At 70.0% G+C, this 16,643-nt stretch carries 17 protein-coding genes; 11 read left to right on the forward strand and 6 right to left on the reverse strand.

Going from position 1 to position 16,643, the window contains the following annotated elements; translation table 11 throughout:
* Positions 1-73: 73 nt before the first annotated feature.
* Positions 74-307, forward strand: coding sequence for a DUF397 domain-containing protein (locus SALPAC4_RS0109760; RefSeq protein WP_018735417.1), 234 nt, complete (start codon positions 74-76; stop codon positions 305-307).
* Here the strand turns inward: SALPAC4_RS0109760 and SALPAC4_RS0109765 are convergent.
* The 3 genes from SALPAC4_RS0109765 to SALPAC4_RS0109775 form a co-directional block, all read right to left on the reverse strand.
* Positions 304-792, reverse strand: a complete 489-nt coding sequence (locus SALPAC4_RS0109765; RefSeq protein WP_019870176.1) for a methylated-DNA--[protein]-cysteine S-methyltransferase — start codon at positions 790-792, stop codon at positions 304-306. The two genes, SALPAC4_RS0109760 and SALPAC4_RS0109765, sit on opposite strands and share 4 nt — an antisense overlap.
* 89 nt (positions 793-881) lie before the next feature.
* Complete coding sequence (locus SALPAC4_RS0109770) at positions 882-1,898, reverse strand: alpha/beta fold hydrolase (RefSeq protein WP_019870177.1); 1,017 nt, start codon at positions 1,896-1,898, stop codon at positions 882-884.
* Positions 1,899-1,949: 51 nt separating this feature from the next.
* Entirely contained in the window at positions 1,950-2,783 is an 834-nt protein-coding gene (locus tag SALPAC4_RS0109775; RefSeq protein ID WP_020113480.1) for an alpha/beta fold hydrolase, read from the reverse strand.
* 135 nt (positions 2,784-2,918) lie between these two features.
* On the opposite strand from SALPAC4_RS0109775, the gene SALPAC4_RS0109780 reads away from it, so the two are divergent.
* Positions 2,919-3,551, forward strand: a complete 633-nt coding sequence (locus SALPAC4_RS0109780; RefSeq protein WP_019870179.1) for a TetR/AcrR family transcriptional regulator — start codon at positions 2,919-2,921, stop codon at positions 3,549-3,551.
* A gap of 24 nt (positions 3,552-3,575) precedes the next feature.
* On the opposite strand, the gene SALPAC4_RS0109785 is transcribed toward SALPAC4_RS0109780, so the two are convergent.
* Positions 3,576-3,980 (reverse strand): hypothetical protein, encoded by a 405-nt coding sequence (locus SALPAC4_RS0109785; RefSeq protein WP_019870180.1) that lies wholly within the window; start codon positions 3,978-3,980, stop codon positions 3,576-3,578.
* Positions 3,981-4,100: 120 nt separating this feature from the next.
* Here SALPAC4_RS0109785 and SALPAC4_RS0109790 point away from each other — a divergent pair, with 120 nt between their 5' ends.
* On the forward strand, positions 4,101-4,616 hold the full coding sequence (locus tag SALPAC4_RS0109790; protein ID WP_019870181.1) for a SigE family RNA polymerase sigma factor: 516 nt from the start codon (positions 4,101-4,103) through the stop codon (positions 4,614-4,616).
* Complete coding sequence (locus SALPAC4_RS0109795; protein ID WP_019870182.1) at positions 4,613-5,755, forward strand: TolB-like translocation protein; 1,143 nt, start codon at positions 4,613-4,615, stop codon at positions 5,753-5,755. The genes SALPAC4_RS0109790 and SALPAC4_RS0109795 overlap by 4 nt, the downstream gene beginning before the upstream one ends.
* A 9-nt stretch (positions 5,756-5,764) precedes the next feature.
* Here the strand turns inward: SALPAC4_RS0109795 and SALPAC4_RS0109800 are convergent, their stop codons facing one another.
* Positions 5,765-7,222 carry a CCA tRNA nucleotidyltransferase gene (locus SALPAC4_RS0109800; RefSeq protein ID WP_019870183.1) on the reverse strand — a complete coding sequence of 486 codons (1,458 nt, stop codon included), beginning with the start codon at positions 7,220-7,222 and terminating at the stop codon, positions 5,765-5,767.
* A 144-nt stretch (positions 7,223-7,366) separates the two neighbouring features.
* Here SALPAC4_RS0109800 and murJ point away from each other — a divergent pair, with 144 nt between their 5' ends.
* The 7 genes from murJ (at position 7,367) to SALPAC4_RS0109835 (ending at position 15,818) form a co-directional block, all read left to right on the forward strand.
* Entirely contained in the window at positions 7,367-9,109 is a 1,743-nt protein-coding gene (murJ, locus tag SALPAC4_RS0109805; RefSeq protein ID WP_027644709.1) for a murein biosynthesis integral membrane protein MurJ, read from the forward strand.
* Between the two features lie 468 nt (positions 9,110-9,577).
* The gene (locus tag SALPAC4_RS0109810) at positions 9,578-11,179 is read left to right on the forward strand and encodes a protein kinase family protein (RefSeq protein ID WP_027644710.1); all 1,602 of its coding nucleotides are present in this window, start codon (positions 9,578-9,580) and stop codon (positions 11,177-11,179) included.
* Positions 11,180-11,222: 43 nt separating this feature from the next.
* The gene (gene sigM / locus SALPAC4_RS0109815) at positions 11,223-11,957 is read left to right on the forward strand and encodes an RNA polymerase sigma factor SigM (protein ID WP_027644711.1); all 735 of its coding nucleotides are present in this window, start codon (positions 11,223-11,225) and stop codon (positions 11,955-11,957) included.
* Positions 11,954-12,931 (forward strand): hypothetical protein, encoded by a 978-nt coding sequence (locus tag SALPAC4_RS0109820; protein ID WP_019870187.1) that lies wholly within the window; start codon positions 11,954-11,956, stop codon positions 12,929-12,931. Before sigM ends, SALPAC4_RS0109820 begins: the two co-directional genes overlap by 4 nt.
* A 190-nt stretch (positions 12,932-13,121) precedes the next feature.
* A complete protein-coding gene (gene trxB / locus SALPAC4_RS0109825) occupies positions 13,122-14,075 on the forward strand; it encodes a thioredoxin-disulfide reductase (RefSeq protein ID WP_018730981.1) in 954 nt (317 codons plus the stop codon).
* A gap of 34 nt (positions 14,076-14,109) precedes the next feature.
* A complete protein-coding gene (trxA, locus tag SALPAC4_RS0109830; RefSeq protein ID WP_018738665.1) occupies positions 14,110-14,433 on the forward strand; it encodes a thioredoxin in 324 nt (107 codons plus the stop codon).
* A gap of 206 nt (positions 14,434-14,639) precedes the next feature.
* The gene (locus SALPAC4_RS0109835; protein WP_019870188.1) at positions 14,640-15,818 is read left to right on the forward strand and encodes an N-acetylmuramoyl-L-alanine amidase; all 1,179 of its coding nucleotides are present in this window, start codon (positions 14,640-14,642) and stop codon (positions 15,816-15,818) included.
* Between the two features lie 58 nt (positions 15,819-15,876).
* On the opposite strand, the gene SALPAC4_RS0109840 is transcribed toward SALPAC4_RS0109835, so the two are convergent.
* A complete protein-coding gene (locus tag SALPAC4_RS0109840; protein WP_018730978.1) occupies positions 15,877-16,542 on the reverse strand; it encodes an N-acetyltransferase GCN5 in 666 nt (221 codons plus the stop codon).
* Positions 16,543-16,643: the final 101 nt, after the last annotated feature.

Consider the following 16,643-nt stretch of genomic DNA (forward strand, 5'->3'; position numbering starts at 1 on the left):
CGGTACCTCAGCCCTTACCCAATGGTGCCGTGCAGCGGTTCCTCTTTGATCTGGAAGCACGTCTGGAGTGAGCATGGCGGCGAAGACCTGGGTCCACTCGATCGAGCCGAGCAGGGTCGCCTGGCACGTCAGCACCCGCAGCGGCAGTGGCGGCGGCGACTGTGTCGAGGCGGGGCCGGTGCTCGATGGGAGCAGGCGGGTCGCCGTACGCGACAGCAAGGACCGCTCCGGCCCGGTCCTCGGCTTCTCCGCCACCAGCTGGACCGACTTCCTCACCGGCCTACGGTCCGGCACCCTGACCGGTTAGCCCGCCGCCGACCAGCTTCGTTGAAAGGCCACACCGGCCTCCAACTCCAACAGCTTCACCTTGCGGTCGAGCCCGCCACCGAAGCCGACCAGTTTGCCGCCGGAGCCGACGATCCGGTGGCAGGGCACGATCACCGGCACCGGGTTCCGGTTGCATGCCACGCCGACTGCTCGCGCCGCCGAGACATCGCCGAGCCGCCGGGCCACCTCGCCGTAGGTGAGCGTCTCCCCGTAGGGAATGGCAATCATCTCCCGCCACACCGCCCGCTCGAACTCCGAACCCCGGGGGATTCGCACCGGCACGGTGAAGGCGGTCAGCTCACCGGCGAAGTAGGCCCGCAGCTCGGCGACGGCGCGGGCCGAGAGGTCGTCGGCGGGTTCGTCGGCGGCCTCGGTGACCCGCGCGAAGTGCGCTCCGCACACGGTCTCACCGTCGGTGGCCAGGGAGAACTCGCCGATCGGCGAGTCGAGCACGGTCCAGCGCATCCGCCTATTCTCCTTCGCCGGTACGACAAACCGGGGGGTGGGCCGGCCCGTTGTGGCCGGCCCACCCCCCGGTTGTGGTGGTGTGGTGGCTAGAGGCTGTTGACGAAGGTGAGTAGGTCGTTGTTGAGCTGCTGCTTGTGGGTGTCGGTGATGCCGTGCGGGCCGTCGGGGTAGACCTTGAGGGTGGAGTTGGCGACGATTTCGTGGGCTTCCTCGGCCGAGTTCTCGATCGGTACGACCTGGTCGTCGCCGCCGTGGATGATCAGGGTGGGTACGTCGAAGCGCTTGAGGTCCTCGGTCAGGTCGGTTTCGGAGAAGGCTTTGATCGAGTCGTAGGCGGCCTTGTGGCCGGCCTGCATGCTCTGCAGCCAGAAGCTGTCCTTCATGCCCTGCGATACCTGGGCGTCGGGGCGGTTGGCGCCGAAGAAGGGTCCTTCGGCGAGGTCGCGGTAGAGCTGGGAGCGGTCGGCGCGGGAGCCTTCGCGGAGGCCGTCGAAGACGTCGATCGGTACGCCGTTGGGGTTGTCGGGGGTCTGGAGCATCAGTGGGGTGACCGCGCCGACGAGGGCGACCTGCGCGACGCGGTCGGTGCCGTGTCGGCCGACGTAGCGGGCGACTTCACCGCCGCCGGTGGAGAACCCGACGAGGGTGACGTCTTTGAGCTTGAGCTTTTTGATGACGGTGGCGAGGTCGTCGGCGTAGTGGTTCATGTCGTTGCCCTCCCAGGTTTGGGAGGAGCGGCCGTGGCCTCGGCGGTCGTGGGCGATGACGCGGTAGCCGTTGTCGGCCAGGTGCATCATCTGGGATTCCCAGCTGTCGGAGTTCAGTGGCCAGCCGTGGCTGAAGACCACGGGTCGTCCGTCGCGGGGGCCCCAGTCCTTGTAGAAGATGTCGACGCCGTCGCGGGTGGTGACGAAGCCCTCGTTGCGGTCGGCGTGCTTGCCGGCCGCGGCGGCGGGGTCGGCTTGGGCCTCACCGCCGCTGTTGGTGGCGATGGCGGTGCCGCCGGCGGCGATACTAAGCACGGCCACACCGGCCAGGAGCGCGGCCCACCCGGGGCGACGGCGGTGGCTGGTCATGCGGCTGGAAGTGTCGAGGGTGTCCATGTCGGGTTTCCTTGTCTGAGTGTGGTTCTGGGCCGGGATGCTGGGTTGGCCTTACTTGGCGAGGAAGGTCAGGAGGGCCTGGTTGACGTCGTCGGCGTGGGTCCAGAGCAGGCCGTGGGGTGCGTCGTTGATCTCGACGTAGTCGGCGTCGGGTAGCTGCTTGTGGAACTCGCGGGCGGTGGCGTCGATGGGCAGGATGTTGTCGGCGGTGCCGTGCAGGATCAGCGCGGGTACGTCGATCTTGGGGAGGTCGGCGCGGAAGTCGGTGACCCAGGTGGGCACGGCGGCGCTGGAGGCGTACCAGGACGCGCCGGCGGCGATGTTCCAGCTGTTGCGCAGCGCTTCTTCGGACAGGCGGGTGCCGAGGGTGTCGTCGGTGTTGAAGAAGTTGCGGTAGAAGTCGGTGAAGTAGGCGTAGCGGTCGGCGGTGACGGCGGCGGAGATGCCGTCGAACACCTCCTGGGGCACGCCGGTGGGGTTGTCGTCGGTCTGCAGCAGGAACGGTTGCAGCGAGGCCAGGAACGCGGCCTTGGCGATGCGGGCGGAGCCGTAGCGGCCGAGGTAGCGGGCCACCTCGCCGCTGCCCATCGAGAAGCCGACCAGGACCACGTCGGTGAGGTCGAGGGTCTCCAGCACGGTATTCAGGTCGGCGGCGAAGGTGTCGTAGTCGTAGCCGGCGGTGGGCTGGCTGGACTGACCAAAGCCCCGCCGGTCATAGGTGATCACCCGGTAGCCGGCCTTGAGTAGGGCCGCGGACTGCTTCTCCCAGGAGTGCCCGTCCAGGGGGTAGCCGTGGATGAGGAGCACCGGCTGTCCCTGACCGTGGTCCTCGTAGTACAGGTCGATGTTGGTGCTGTTCTCGGTTCCCACAGTGATGTACGGCATGACGGGCCTCCCAGACCGAAGGTGAGAACGTTCGTTCTCGCTTGCGTTGGGTAGTACGTTAGAGAACGAACGTTCCCCTGCGCCACTCGGGGCAGCGTGACCGTCACCACACCTGACCCGGGACAAGAGGAAGCCATGCCCCCCACCACCCGAAACCGGACCACACCCCAGACCGAGCAGATCCGCGAACACATCCTGATCACCGCCGATCGGCTCTACTACAGCCGCGGCATAAACGCCGTGGGCATGGACGCTCTACGCAACGAGTCCGGCGTCTCTCTGAAACGCCTTTACCAGCTGTTCCCCTCCAAGGAGAACCTCGTCGAGGCCGTCCTGCACCGCCGGCGCGGTATCTGGAACAGCCTCGTCGAAACCGCCGTCGCCGCCGGCAGCGGCGAACCCCGGGACCAACTACTCGCCGTCTACGATGTGCTGGCCCGCTGGTTTGACGAGGACGATTTCCGCGGCTGCGTCTTCATCAACACCTTCGGCGAGCTCGGCGGCACCGCACCCCACATCGCCACGCTCATCCGCGAACACAAGGCGAGTTTCCAGGCACGCCTGGCCGAACTGGTCGCGAATACCGGCGCCCCCGCCGCACTCGCCCACCAACTCGCCATCCTCGCCGAGGGAGCCCAGACCACCGCCGCCATCGCCGGCACCAACGACGCCGCCCACCACGCCCGCGCCGCCGCCACCACACTCATCGACACCGCACTGGCCACGAACCGGCCACAAGCCGGCCCATCAGCCACAACGACGGGGTAAACCCCCGGCACCACCTGACTGAGCTCAGAGGAGGCTCACCCCGAGCAGCAGGGTGCCGGCGGTGAGGCTCGCGCCGCCGGCGACGGCAAGCCAGATGAGTTTGTTGGGCTTCGTGTCCCGGGGCCGGACCACCGAGAGGAAGAAGCCGAGCGGCATCAGGATCGGGGCGGCGACGAAGAGCAGCCGGATCAGCGTACGGGTGCCGTCCCCCACGTCGGCCTGTTCGATGTAGGGGAGGGCGACGAGGGCGAAGAGGACCAGCACCCCGGCGTGCGCGTGCCCGGCGGTCCAGAGGCCCCGGCGGACCGGGTTGTCCAGGTAGCCGGCCGTGCGTCCGGCGAGGTGCCGGAGCAGGGCCAGTCCGCCGAACCCGATCGTCACGACGGTGATCAGCAGGATTCCGGCGGTGTTCAGCGTTGACGGGGACATGCGGACACCTCCAACTAGTCAACGTAAAGATGAACCTCCACCCGAATCTTGTCAACATCTAGATTGCCCGACGGGCAAGCTCTCAGGGGCCGCCGGCGTCAGAGGTAAGGGAGGTGACCGGTGTCCGAACGCATTGACGGGGAATTCACCACGTTCGTCAACGAACGGGGTGGTGTTCTACTGCGGGCCGCCTACGCCCTGGCCGGCAGCCAGCACGGCGCCGAGGACCTGCTCCAGACCGCACTGGCCAAGGCGTACGCCCGCTGGCCCCGGATCCGGGGGGACGCCGAGCCGTACGTACGCCAGATCCTCTACCGGGACCAGGTGTCCGGCTGGCGGCGCCGTTCCCGCCGGCCGGAGTTCCCGGTCGCCGTGCCGCCCGACCGGGTCGGCGGACCCGACCGCGGGCATGAGGTTGACCTGCGGCTGCTGCTGCGCGAGGCGCTGCTGGCGCTGCCACCACGGCAACGCGCGGTACTGACCCTGCGCTACCTGGAAGACCTGAGTGTCGAGCAGACCGCCGAGCTGCTCGGCTGCCGGGCCGGCACGGTCGCCAGTCAGACCTCCCGGGCGCTGGCCCGGCTGCGGCAACTGGTTCCCGCACTCGACGGACATCTCACCGAGGAGCGGGGATGAACGGACCAACCGAACAGGACCTGCGGACCGCCCTGCGGGAGCTGGCCGACGAGGCCCGCCCGACAACCAGCCTCGCCGACGCCGCGCGAAGCCGGGGCCGACGGCTGCGGCACCGACGACGACTGGCGGTGACCGGTGGCGCGCTGGCGACACTGGTCGCCCTGGCCGCTCCCTTCGTCTGGCTCCGGCCAACCGCCCCCGAGCCGGGCCCGGCCGCCTGGCTTCCGCCGTCCAGCTCAGCAGCTCCGAACCCATCCCTGATACCGGCACCCACCGGAGACTGGACCCAGCAGCCCCTGCCGCTGCCCGGCGGATGGCTGCTGGTCGGTGCCACCCCAACCGGCACGTCCTACACGCAGGACGGCGAGCGCATCATCCAGCAGGGGTACGCGTTGGACCGTACCCAGGACCAGTACGTCAGCACCGACGAGTACGACGAGATCTGGGCCTCGCCCAGCGGTGCGGTCGCGGGGGTGGTGGACTACGAGCGGCGGGGCGAGTTCGGGTTGCTCGACCTGGACAGCGGCGCGGTCAACTGGGTGCGTACCGGTCAGAGCAGCATGACGCCGCAGTGGTCACCCGACGGCAGCCGAATCGCCCTGACCGTCTTTGACAAGGCGAGCGGAGACAGCGCCCTCGGCGTGCTGAGTGCCACCGGCGAGTGGCAGCTGTTCCCGGTGGACACCGAGAGGTACTTCTGCACCGACTACTGCTACTTCACCTGGACCCGGGACGGCCGGGAGGTGGTGTGGCAACAGACCGACCCCACCGCACCCAGGTCCGAGGCGGCACCGCACATCCGGCGGGGGGTGCAGCTCTTCTCCCCCGACGACGGTCGGCCGACCCGGTTCCTCCCGATCAAGGGGGACCCCACCGGACCGTGGTCCTGGTCGCCGGACGGCCAGCGGGTGGTGGTCAAGGGCCCGCAGGGGCCGGAGATCGTCGAAGTGGCGACCGGACGCGTGCTCGGGCCGACGGCGAGCGCGGAGGCGGCGTGGGGCCCCGACAATCAGTTGCTGTACCAGGACCGGGGGACCGGGGAGATGGTGCTGATCGACCTGGACGGCCGGGAACTCGTCCGGCAGGCCCTCCCGGGCGAGGTCGGACAGCGCCCGATTGTTCTGGTGGCACCCCGTTGACCCAACGGGCTACTCGACGATTCCCTGCTCGCGGGACCAGCGCAGCAGCTCGGCCTCGGCCTCGTCCCGCCCCAGCGGGCCCCGCTCCAGCCGTACCTCCTTGAGGTGTTTCCAGGCCTGCCCGACGACCGGACCCGGCGGTACGCCGAGCAGCTCCATGATCGCATTGCCGTCCAGGTCGGGGCGGACCCGGGCCAGGTCCTCCTCGGCCGCGAGCCGGGCGATCCGCTCCTCCAGCGCGTCGTAGTCGGCGGCGAGCCCGGCGGCCTTGCGCCGGTTGCGGGTGGTGCAGTCGGAACGGGTCAGCTTGTGGAGCCGCGCCAGCAGGTCACCGGCGTCGGTGACGTACCGGCGCACCGCCGAGTCGGTCCACTCGCCCCGGCCGTACCCGTAGAACCGCAGGTGCAGCGCGACCAGTGCGGTGACCTTCGTGGTGGTCTCCCGGGGGAAGCGCAGCGCCTTCATCCGGGCCTTGGTCATCCGGGCACCGACCACCTCGTGGTGGTGGAAGCTGACCCGACCGTCCGGCCCGACCGCCTTCGTCGCCGGCTTTCCGACGTCGTGCATGAGCGCGGCCATCCGGAGGATGAAGTCGCAGCCGTCCTCCTCGTACGAGACGGCGTTGCGCACCACGGTCAGCGTGTGCTCGTACACGTCCTTGTGCTGGGCGTGTTCGTCGATCTCCAGCTTGAGGCCGGTCAGCTCGGGCAGGAAGCGCTCGGCCAACCCGGTGTCGACCAGCAGCCGCAGGCCGGCGACCGGGTCGGCGCCGCAGAGCAGCTTGGTGAACTCGTCCCGGATCCGCTCCGCCGTGATCCGGTCCAGGTCGGCGGCCATTCGTACCATCGCCGCCCGGACATCCGGGTGTACGGCGAACCGCAGCTGCGCGGCGAACCGGGCCGCCCGCAGCATCCGCAGCGGGTCGTCGCGGAATGATGCCTCCGGCGCCGCCGGGGTACGGACCACCTTGGCCGCGAGATCCGCCAACCCGCCGTGCGGGTCGGTGAAGCGATGCTCGGGCAGGCTGACCGCCATCGCGTTGACGGTGAAGTCCCGCCGCTTCAGGTCCTCGGCGAGGCTCGTGCCGTACTGCACCACCGGGTTGCGGCTGACCTGGTCGTACACCTCCGCGCGGAAGGTCGTGATCTCCAGCCGCAGACCGTCGCGCTGCACTCCGATGGTGCCGAACTCCCGCCCGGTCTCCCAGATCGCCTCGGCCCAACCACGCACGATCCGTAGCGTCTCGTCCGGCTGCGCGTCGGTGCAGAAGTCCAGGTCGTCGCCGAGGCGGCCGAGCAGTGCGTCGCGGACCGATCCACCGACCAGGTGCAGTTCGTGACCGGCGCTCGCGAAACGGCGGCCCAACTCGTCGGCGACCGGGGAGACCCGGAGCAGTTCGGCTACGGCGGTGCGCTGCGCGGCGGTGAGTTCGCGGCGGTCGGCGGCGTGCGGTGCGGAGTCGGACATGGGAGGGCCAGCCTATCGGTCCGACCGGGCCCGGCGTCCGCCGGGCGCGGATGACGCCGGGCCGACGACTAGTCTGTGTCGAGGCCCTCGCCCGCGGACCCATGGTCGGTGCCGGGCACCGACCAGATCCTGGAGGCGACAACGATGAGCGGCCGGCTCTACCGCAGCGCGAACGCGCTGGGCGACGGTGGCCGACCGACGGGGGACGATGCGATCTTCATCTCGGCCGAGCCGCTGAACCAGCCGGCCGCCGAGGCGGTCGCGCCCCCGGATGAGGCGGTGGCCGAGGGGAGCGCCGCGGCGAACAGCCTGGTGATGGCCGCGGGCAGCCTGGTCAGTCGGGGCACGGGCTTCATCCGGAACCTGATGGTCGGCGCGGCCCTGGGCAACCTGGTTGGTAACGCGTACACCACGGCGATCTTCCTCCCGAACCAGGTGTACGAGTTCCTGCTCGGTGGAGTGCTCACCAGCGTGCTGGTGCCGGTGCTGGTCCGGCGGCGCAAGGCCGACCCGGACCGGGGCGAGGCGTACGCCCAGCGGCTGCTCACCCTGGCGGTGGTGGCGCTCGCCGCCGCCGCCCTGATCGCGGTGGTCCTGGCTCCGGTCCTGACCGGCATCTACGCCGGCGGCAAGGACGAGGACTACCGGGGCCTGGTCACCAACCTGTCGTACCTGATGCTGCCGATGCTGTTCTTCACCGGTGTCAGCGCGCTGATCGCGGCCGTGTTGAACACGCGGGGGCACTTCGCCGCCCCGATGTGGGCGCCGATCCTGAACAACCTGGTGGTCATCGGCACCTTCGGCCTCTACATCGGCGTCTACAGCGCGGATGCGCTCCAGCCGGGCCAGGTCGGGCTGGACCGGGTCCTGCTGCTCGGCGGCGGCACCCTGCTCGGGGTGGCGGTGCAGGCCGCGGGTCTGCTGCCCGCCCTGCGCAAGGTCGGCTTCCGGTGGAAGCTGCGCTTCGACTTCCGCGCGTTGGGGCTGCGGGAGTTGGCCCGGCTCGGCGCCTGGATGTTCTGCTACGTCGCGGTCAACCAGCTCGGGCTCTTCGTGGTGGTCAACCTGCTCACCCGGGTGGCCGGCGAGGACGACGCCGGCCTGCTGATCTACAACAACGTCTTCCTGTTGCTGATGATGGCGCACGGCATCATCGCGGTCTCGATCATCACCGCGCTGATGCCCCGGATGAGCGCCGCCGCGGCGGACGGCCGATTCACCGACCTCACGGCCGACCTGTCCCGGGGCACCCGGATGGTCACGGCCGTACTCGCCCCGGTGGCGGTCTGCTACGCCGTGCTGGCCGCGCCGATCTCCGTGGTGGTGTTCCGGTACGGCGCGTTCACCGGGGAGAACGCCACCGCCACCGCCACCGTGCTGCTGGTCGCCGCGATCGGCCTGGTGCCCTTCGCGGTCAGCCAGCTCCTCACGTTCGCGTTCTACGCGCTGCCGGACACCCGTACGCCCGCGCTGGTCAACATTCCGGTGGTGGCGCTACGGGTGCTGCTTCAGGTCGGGCTCTTCGTCGCTCTTCCGGCCACCTTCGCGGCGGCCGGCATGATGCTCGGCAACGCGATCTCGTACCTGGCGGCGGTGGTGCTCTCCGCGCTGCTGCTGCGGCCCCGGGTCGGCCGGATCGGGCTGGGCGGGATCATGCGTACGGTGGGCAGGGTGCTGGTCGCCGCGCTCGGAGCCGCGCTGGTCGGTCTGCTGGTGGTCCGCCTGCTGCCGGGCCGGCCGGAGGAGCTCGGGTGGTTCGCCGCGGCGGTCCAGCTGCTGATCGGTGGGGCGGCGATCGGTCTCAGCTACCTCGGGCTCGCGATGCTGCTCCGGATTGGGGAGGTCACTGAGGTGGTCACCATGGTCCGCCGCCGACTCGGTCACTGAGCGTCCCGATCTGACCGTTTCTCGGGGCGTGGACGATCGGAGCTGTCCACCGACGGCAGCGCACTCTGCGTGAACGAGGATCACCAATCTGGGGATACGGCTGTGGATAACTTCCGCCCAGCCGCTCAGTTGCCGAGGAATCCTGTGGATAACCAGCCGGGCGGGGAGGCATGTCCGGGGCGGACCCGGGAATCTGCCCCAGGTGCCCCACCACCGGACCCCAGCCCCTGCGGCAACTACTAGCGGTCAACCTCTAGATTGGCTAGTACATGCGCCAGCAACACCGCCGACAACGGATATAACCGGACAAGAAACCCGAGCCCGGCAGCCGCTACCGGTGCGGCGGGAAGATGACATGCTGGGGAAGGCGGGGAACCCAGGTAAGGTCACTCTCGACGGGTGTGGCAAGCGTCGGCGCAGGCGCCGACGACGGCCGGCCGGTTCGTGGAGGGCAGAGCGGAAGCCACCATGCCCAGCAACGCTGGTCCATCGATCGACACGATCACCGAGGGAGGACGGGTGACCCAGGTCGGCGAGGGTCAGGAGGCGGACGAGAACGCTCCGCCGATCATGACCTTCGGTGCTCCGATCGCCGGTGATGTACTCGCCGAGCGGTACGAACTCGTCGAGCACATTAACAACGACAGCGCTGGCCGACTGCTCTGGCGTGGGGTCGATGTCGTGTTGCGCCGTCCCGTCGCCGTGGTGCTGCGCTACCCGGGCGGCGACTCCGCCACCGAGATGCTCCAGGCCGCCGTCGCGGCCAGTCGGGTCATCCACCCCAACCTGGTCGGCGTCTACGACGCGATCGACGAGGGCGAGCGGGCCTACGTGGTCCGCGAGTGGGTCGACGGACAGTCGCTGCGGGAAATCGTGGCCGCGGGGGCGCTGGATCCGGCTCGGGCGACCGCCGTCGGTAACGCCGTCGCGAGCGCCCTGGCCGCCGTGCACGCCACCGGAATGGTGCACGGCAACGTCCACCCCGGCACGATCATGATCAGTGACGACGGCCGGGTGGTGTTGGCGGACGCGCGCACCGACGGGGCCGACAGCCAGGCCAGCGACATCCGGGCGGTCGGCGGTGTCCTCTATTTCGCACTGACCGGCCACTGGCCTCACGCCGAGGTCCCATTACACGGTGCCACCGCCGGACACGGGCGGGCGGCGACCCCGGACGCGGTCCGAGGTCCGGAAGGTGCGCTCGCCGCGCCGCGCCAGGTGCGGGCCGGGGTTCCGGCGTACCTGGACGACCTCACCATGGATCTGCTGGACGGCTCGCTCCCGCCCCCACCGTCGGATGTCCTCGCCGCGGAGCTGGCCCGGCTGGACGTCCCGGCCGATGAGCACTTCCTGGAAAGCAACGGCCCGCTACGGTTCACCGCCGAGACCGGAGACGAGCCGTCACCGCTCGCCGCGGCCGGCGGGCGGAAGTTCGCCGTCGGGATCGCCAGCCTCCTCGCCGTCGCGCTCGTCGGCCTCCTGATCGGCATCAGCGTGCTCAGGGGAGACGGGGACAGCGACCGGAACCCGACGACGGCCGCCAACCCTTCCCCCACCGCCACGGCCGGTGAAGACCCGTCCGATCCCCCGGCAGCCGAACCGCCGACAATCACCGCTGCGAAGATCATTGACCCGGACAGCGGGGACCGCGCCGAGGTTCGCGACGCCGAGAAGGTGTTCGACGGCAGCGTGGATGAGGGCTGGGAGACCCAGACCTACAAGGGGCACCCGGATTTCGGCCGGATCAAGCGGGGCATGGGCGTCTGGCTCGACCTCGGCGAGCCCCGCACCCTCACGTCCCTGCAGGTCCAGCTCTCGGCGCGGGGCGCGTCGGCCCGGTTGTTCACGGGCACCAACGAGCACCCCTCCTCGAACGCGGGCGACAATGCGCTCTTCGAGGAGTACGAGCAGAACCCGATCGGGCCGGCCAAGGAAGACGCCGGCACGACGATGACCTTCGACGCGTTCGACGCGGACACGGAATACCAGTACCTGCTCGTCTGGCTGACCGAGCTGCCGCCGAGCGACGGCGGTTACAAGGTCGGCATCCAGGAGATCAAGGTCTCGTGATCCGCTCACCGCGTCCCCGGCACTGTCTCCGCCGGACGTGGTGATGGCGCCGAACGGGTCGGCCGAGCGACCGGTGGGTAGCGACAGCCCGCCGGTAGCCGGCCCCGCCTCCGATCTCGATCTGCTGCGCGCACACGTCGCTGGCGATCGGGACGCCTTTGCCGAGTTACTTCGCCGGCACCGCGACCGGCTCTGGGCGGTGGCGCTCCGCACCCTCGGCGACCGGGAGGAGGCGGCCGACGCGCTGCAGGACGCGTTACTCTCTGCCCATCGGGCCGCCGGGCGGTTCCGGGGTGACTCTGCGGTGACCACCTGGCTGCACCGGATCGTGGTCAACGCCTGCCTGGACCGGATCCGACGCCGCCAGGCGCATCCGACGGTGCCACTGCCGGACGGCGTACGCGACGTGGCGGGTGCCACCGGTGGTACGGAGCCGGCCGCTCCCGTGCCCGACCACGACACCGCTCTGGTGGTCCGCGAGGCACTGGCCGCGCTCCCGGTCGAGCAGCGTGCCGCGCTGATCCTGGTTGATGTGCAGGGCTACCCGGTAGCCGAGGTTGCCCGCATCCTTGAGGTAGCTGAGGGGACGGTGAAGAGCCGGTGTGCCCGGGGCCGGGCCCGGCTGGCGGCGGCGCTCGGCTATCTCCGGAGGCCACCGGAGCAGCCACTCTCGGATGGAGGCATGCCAGCCGTCACAGGACGGAACCAGCAGCCGCGCGGTGGCGTCCGATCGGTGTCGGGGCGACCCCGGCGCGAAGCCAACCAGGAGGAGCTGTGACGACCGGGGGGTTCCGGGAGGTCGACCACGAGTTACTCGCCGACTATGTCGGCGGGGCACTCGCGGGCACTCCCGACGAGGTGACCGTCGCCCGCCTGGTCGAACGGGACACGGCCTGGGCGGACGCCTACGCCCGGCTCGCGCCGGCGGTCGCGGAGGTCCACGCCGCCCTGGCCGCCTATGGGACGGCGGAGGAGATGCCGGCGGGCGTGGCCGATCAGATTCGCACCGCGCTGGCCGCGACCGACGTTGCGACGACGATCGAGGGCACGCCAGCCGAGGGCGTGACGGCCGGCAGGGCAGCACGCCCTTCGGTCGTGCCGACTCAGCCGCACGCTGGTTCACGGCGCCGCGGTGGCACTCCTCGAGTGACCGCCGCCGGCCCCGGCCGGCGGCGTCGACGGTGGCAGCGGGTCGGTGCTCCCGTCGCGCTCGCCGCGGTGGCGGTGGCCGCCGTCGGGCTGCTCGGCCTGGACCAACTCGACCGAGGGACAGACGGGCCGGGGTCAGGCACCGGCACCACGGAGCAGGCCGCCGCCGGGCCGGTGGGCACCGCCGGACCACCGATCCAGACCGGTTCGGACTACCAGCGGGCGGACTTGGCGGATCCGGCCTCATCGCCGCAGCAATTCCCCGGCGAGAGCAACATCGAGTCGGAGCCCTCCGATGTGGGCATCACCGAGTCGGAGCCCTCCGGCGTGGGAATCCAGGGCTACCGGACAGCTGGGCCGGTCGGGCTCGATCGGCTGACGGATCCGAGCGCGCTCGAAACCTGCCTGGCCGCGATCGGTACCGAGCACGACGCCGGCCGGTTGGCGGTCGAGTTGGTGGACTATGCCCGCTTCGAGGGCCGGCCGGCGCTGGTCGTCCGGTTCACCGATGCGACTGGTACCCGCTGGGCCTGGGTCAGCGGGCCCGAGTGCGGGGTATCCGGGTCGGGCGCGGACACCCGCTACCGTACGCGGGTAGGGTAGAACCCCAACAACGGTCGCGGGGTGTGGTGCCGTGACGTGAGCTGACCCACCGGATGACCGGCTCGGGAATTCCCGGTTCGTACGATGGCGTTCTCTACATCAGCTGCCGATGCCTGATCCAGGGGTGTCGGCACCGACTCGCCGTCGGTGCGCGCCGTCGGCGAACACACAGACGAATCGGGAGACGGCAGTGGACGACGTCCGCAACCTGATCATCATCGGCTCCGGGCCAGCCGGGTACACGGCGGCGGTTTACGCCGCGCGCGCAAACCTCGCACCGCTGGTCATCGAGGGGGCGCAGTCCGGTGGCGCGTTGATGACGACGACCGAGGTGGAGAACTTCCCGGGGTTCGCCGACGGCATTCTCGGTCCTGAGCTGATGGACAGCATGCGCAAGCAGGCCGAGCGCTTCGGCGCCGAGTTCCTGACCGACGATGTGACCCGGGTTGAACTCAAGAACACCGGCGAGGTCGGCTCAGACGCGGTCAGCACCGTCTGGGTGGGGGAGACCAGCTATCGAGCGAAGGCCGTCATCCTCGCCACCGGCTCCGCCTGGCGCCCGCTGGGAGTGCCGGGGGAGCAGGAGTACCTCGGCCACGGCGTGTCGTCCTGCGCCACCTGCGACGGCTTCTTCTTCCGTAACCAGCACATCATCGTCGTCGGCGGTGGTGACTCGGCGATGGAGGAGGCCAACTTCCTGACCCGCTTCGCCGAGTCGGTCACGATCGTCCACCGCCGGGACTCATTCCGGGCCAGCAAGATCATGGCCGAGCGTGCGCTGGGCAACGACAAGATCAAGGTCGAGTGGAACGCCGTGGTGGAGGAGATCCTCGGCGCCGATGGCAAGGTTTCCGGCGTCCGACTCCGCCACGTGCACACCGGCGATACCCGGGTGCTCGACGTGACCGGCGTCTTCGTGGCGATCGGCCACGATCCCCGCAGCGAGCTCTTCCGCGACCAGGTGGACCTGGACGACGAGGGGTATGTGAAGGTGGACGCGCCCAGCACCAAGACCAGCATCCCGGGGGTGTTCGCCGCCGGTGATCTGGTTGACCACACCTACCGGCAGGCCATCACCGCCGCCGGTACGGGCTGCGCCGCTGCTCTGGACGCCGAGCGCTTCATCGCCACGATCCAGGGCTGAAATTCCGAAACACATCCCCCGAGGAGGGAACGTAGTGGGAGCAACCAAGTCGGTCACTGACGCCAGCTTCACCACCGAGGTACTGCAGTCCGACAAGCCGGTTCTGGTGGACTTCTGGGCGGAGTGGTGCGGGCCGTGCCGGAAGGTGTCGCCACTGCTCGAAGAGATCGCCGGTGAGATGGGCGATCAGGTCAGCATCGTCAAGCTCAACATCGACGACAACCCGGAGACCGCCCGTAACTACCGGGTCATGTCGGTGCCGACGCTCACCGTGTTCAAGAACGGCAAGCCAGTACAGTCGATCGCCGGCGCCAAGCCCAAGGGAGAGCTGGTCAAGCTCATCCAGTCCGCGCTCTGACCAGCGCCGGACGCAGCTGCCCCCCGCATCCGCTCCACCGGGTGCGGGGGGCGGTCTTTTTCCGGCCGCCACACCTCAGGCCCGGCGAGCGCCTAACCTCAACCCCAGAGACAACACCGCCGTCGTCGGCGGGGCCACCGGAACAGGCCATCGGCAGCCTAGCCGGGCCATCCGGCCAGCCAGCGTCCGTGCAAAGGGGGTCGAGCGTGCGTCCGATCCGACCCGGCGACCGTGGACCGGCGGTCACCGAGATCCGTAAGGTGCTGGCCGGCCTCGACCTCCTCGTCCCGGCAGCACCAGACAGCGACGAGTTCGACGCCCGCACCGAACGTGCCGTCCGAGCCTTCCAACAGTCCCGCGGGCTGAGCGTGGACGGTCGAGTCGGCACCGAGACGTGGCAGGCCCTGGACGCGGCCCGCTGGCGGCTGGGTGCCCGTAGCCTCTACCACTCCGTACCGGAACCTCTCATCGGTGAGGACATCCGATCGCTCCAGGAACGGCTCCTCGAGATGGGCTACGACGTCGGCCGGGCGGATGCCATCTACGGTGTCCGAACAGCCCGGGCGCTCGCCCAGTTCCAACGCGAGGTGGGGCTGGTCCCGGATGGCACCTGCGGCCCCCACACCGTGAACTCGCTGCGACGCCTCGGCCGAAAGGTGGTCGGCGGGCGCCCACAGTGGCTCCGTGAATCCGACGCCATCCGACAGTCCGGTCCCACCCTGGTCGGGCGAATGGTGGTCATCGACCCGGGGCACGGCGGCAGCGACCCGGGCGTGAGCGTGCCCGAAGGGCAGCTGCACTGGACCGAGGCCGACCTGGTGCACGACCTCGCCAGCCGCCTTGAGGGGCGACTCGCCGCGGCCGGGGTACGAGTGCAGCTGACCCGCGGTCCGGCGCAGCGGGACCACCTGCCCGATGTTGACCGGGCCGCACTGGCCAACTCGCTCGGCGCGGACGTGTTCATCTCCCTGCACCTTGACGGCCACGTCAATCCGGCCGCCGACGGCGTGGCCACCTACCACTACGGCACCGACAACGGCGTCACCTCCACCACCGGCGAACGCCTCGCCGGCCTCGTCCAGCGGGAGATCGTGGCGCGAACCGGGCTGCGCGACTGTCGGTCCCACGCAAAGGCGTGGGACCTCCTCCGGCTGACCCGAATGCCGGCCGTCCGGGTCGAGGTGGGCTACCTGACCTCGCCGGGGGACCGGTCCCGGTTGGTCGAGCCGCGGTTCCGGGACCGAGTGGTGGAGGCGATCGTCGCCGCCATCCAGCGGATGTACTACCCGATCGAACAAGACGTACCCACCGGTTCGATCGACGTGAGCAAGCTGCGGGCGATGGTGGCGGCCGAGAGCGTGGCCGCCGGGACCGTGGTCGACTGACCAAACGATGCCCGCGATGCCCGCGGTGGCCACCGGCGCTGGACCGGGTCGCCGGTGGTCAGCCGGCGCTGGACCGGGTCGCCGGAGTGGGACGGACCGGCCGGAGCAGACTCTCCGGGCTCATCGAGCCGAGCAGCTTCTCCAACGCGTACTCGACGTCGGACTTCCAGCTCAGTGCGGTGCGCAACTCCAGTCGCAGGCGAGGGAAGCGCGGATGCGGGCGGACCGTCTTGAAACCCACCGAGAGGAAGTACTCCGCCGGAGCCACGCAGGCCCGCGCCGAGTCGTCAGCGTCGCCGAACTTCGCGTCACCGAACGCCTCGATCGCCTTGATTCCGCGCTTCGTCAGGTCCCGGGCGACCCCCTGCACGAGCATCCGACCAAGCCCGCCACCGGCGAAGGCCGGTACCACCTTCGCCGTCATCAACAGCGCCGCATCGGGGGAGACCGGTGAGGTCGGAAAGGCCATCGATCGCGGCACGTACGCCGGCGGGGCATACAGCACGAACCCGGCAGGCATGTCGTCAACGTAGACCAGCTTGCCGCAGGCGCCCCACTCCAGCAGGGTCTGCGAGACCCAGGCCTCTTTCTCCAGACCGGGATCCCCCGCCCCACGAGCGCGGTCGGCGGAGACCGGATCCAGCTCCCAGTAGACGCACTGCCGGCACGAACGGGGCAGATCCTCCAGGGTGTCCAAGGTCAGGCTGACCAGACGTCGCGACATCGGCGCATCCCCACAGTAGGCTCGGAGGTAGACCGCCCTTCGGTGTCCCCAACCAACGATCGTACGCCGGATCCGGACACCACGGGAAGGGATACGCGAAA

Source organism: Salinispora oceanensis, assembly GCF_000383575.1.
Taxonomy (GTDB): Bacteria; Actinomycetota; Actinomycetes; order Mycobacteriales; family Micromonosporaceae; genus Micromonospora; species Micromonospora oceanensis.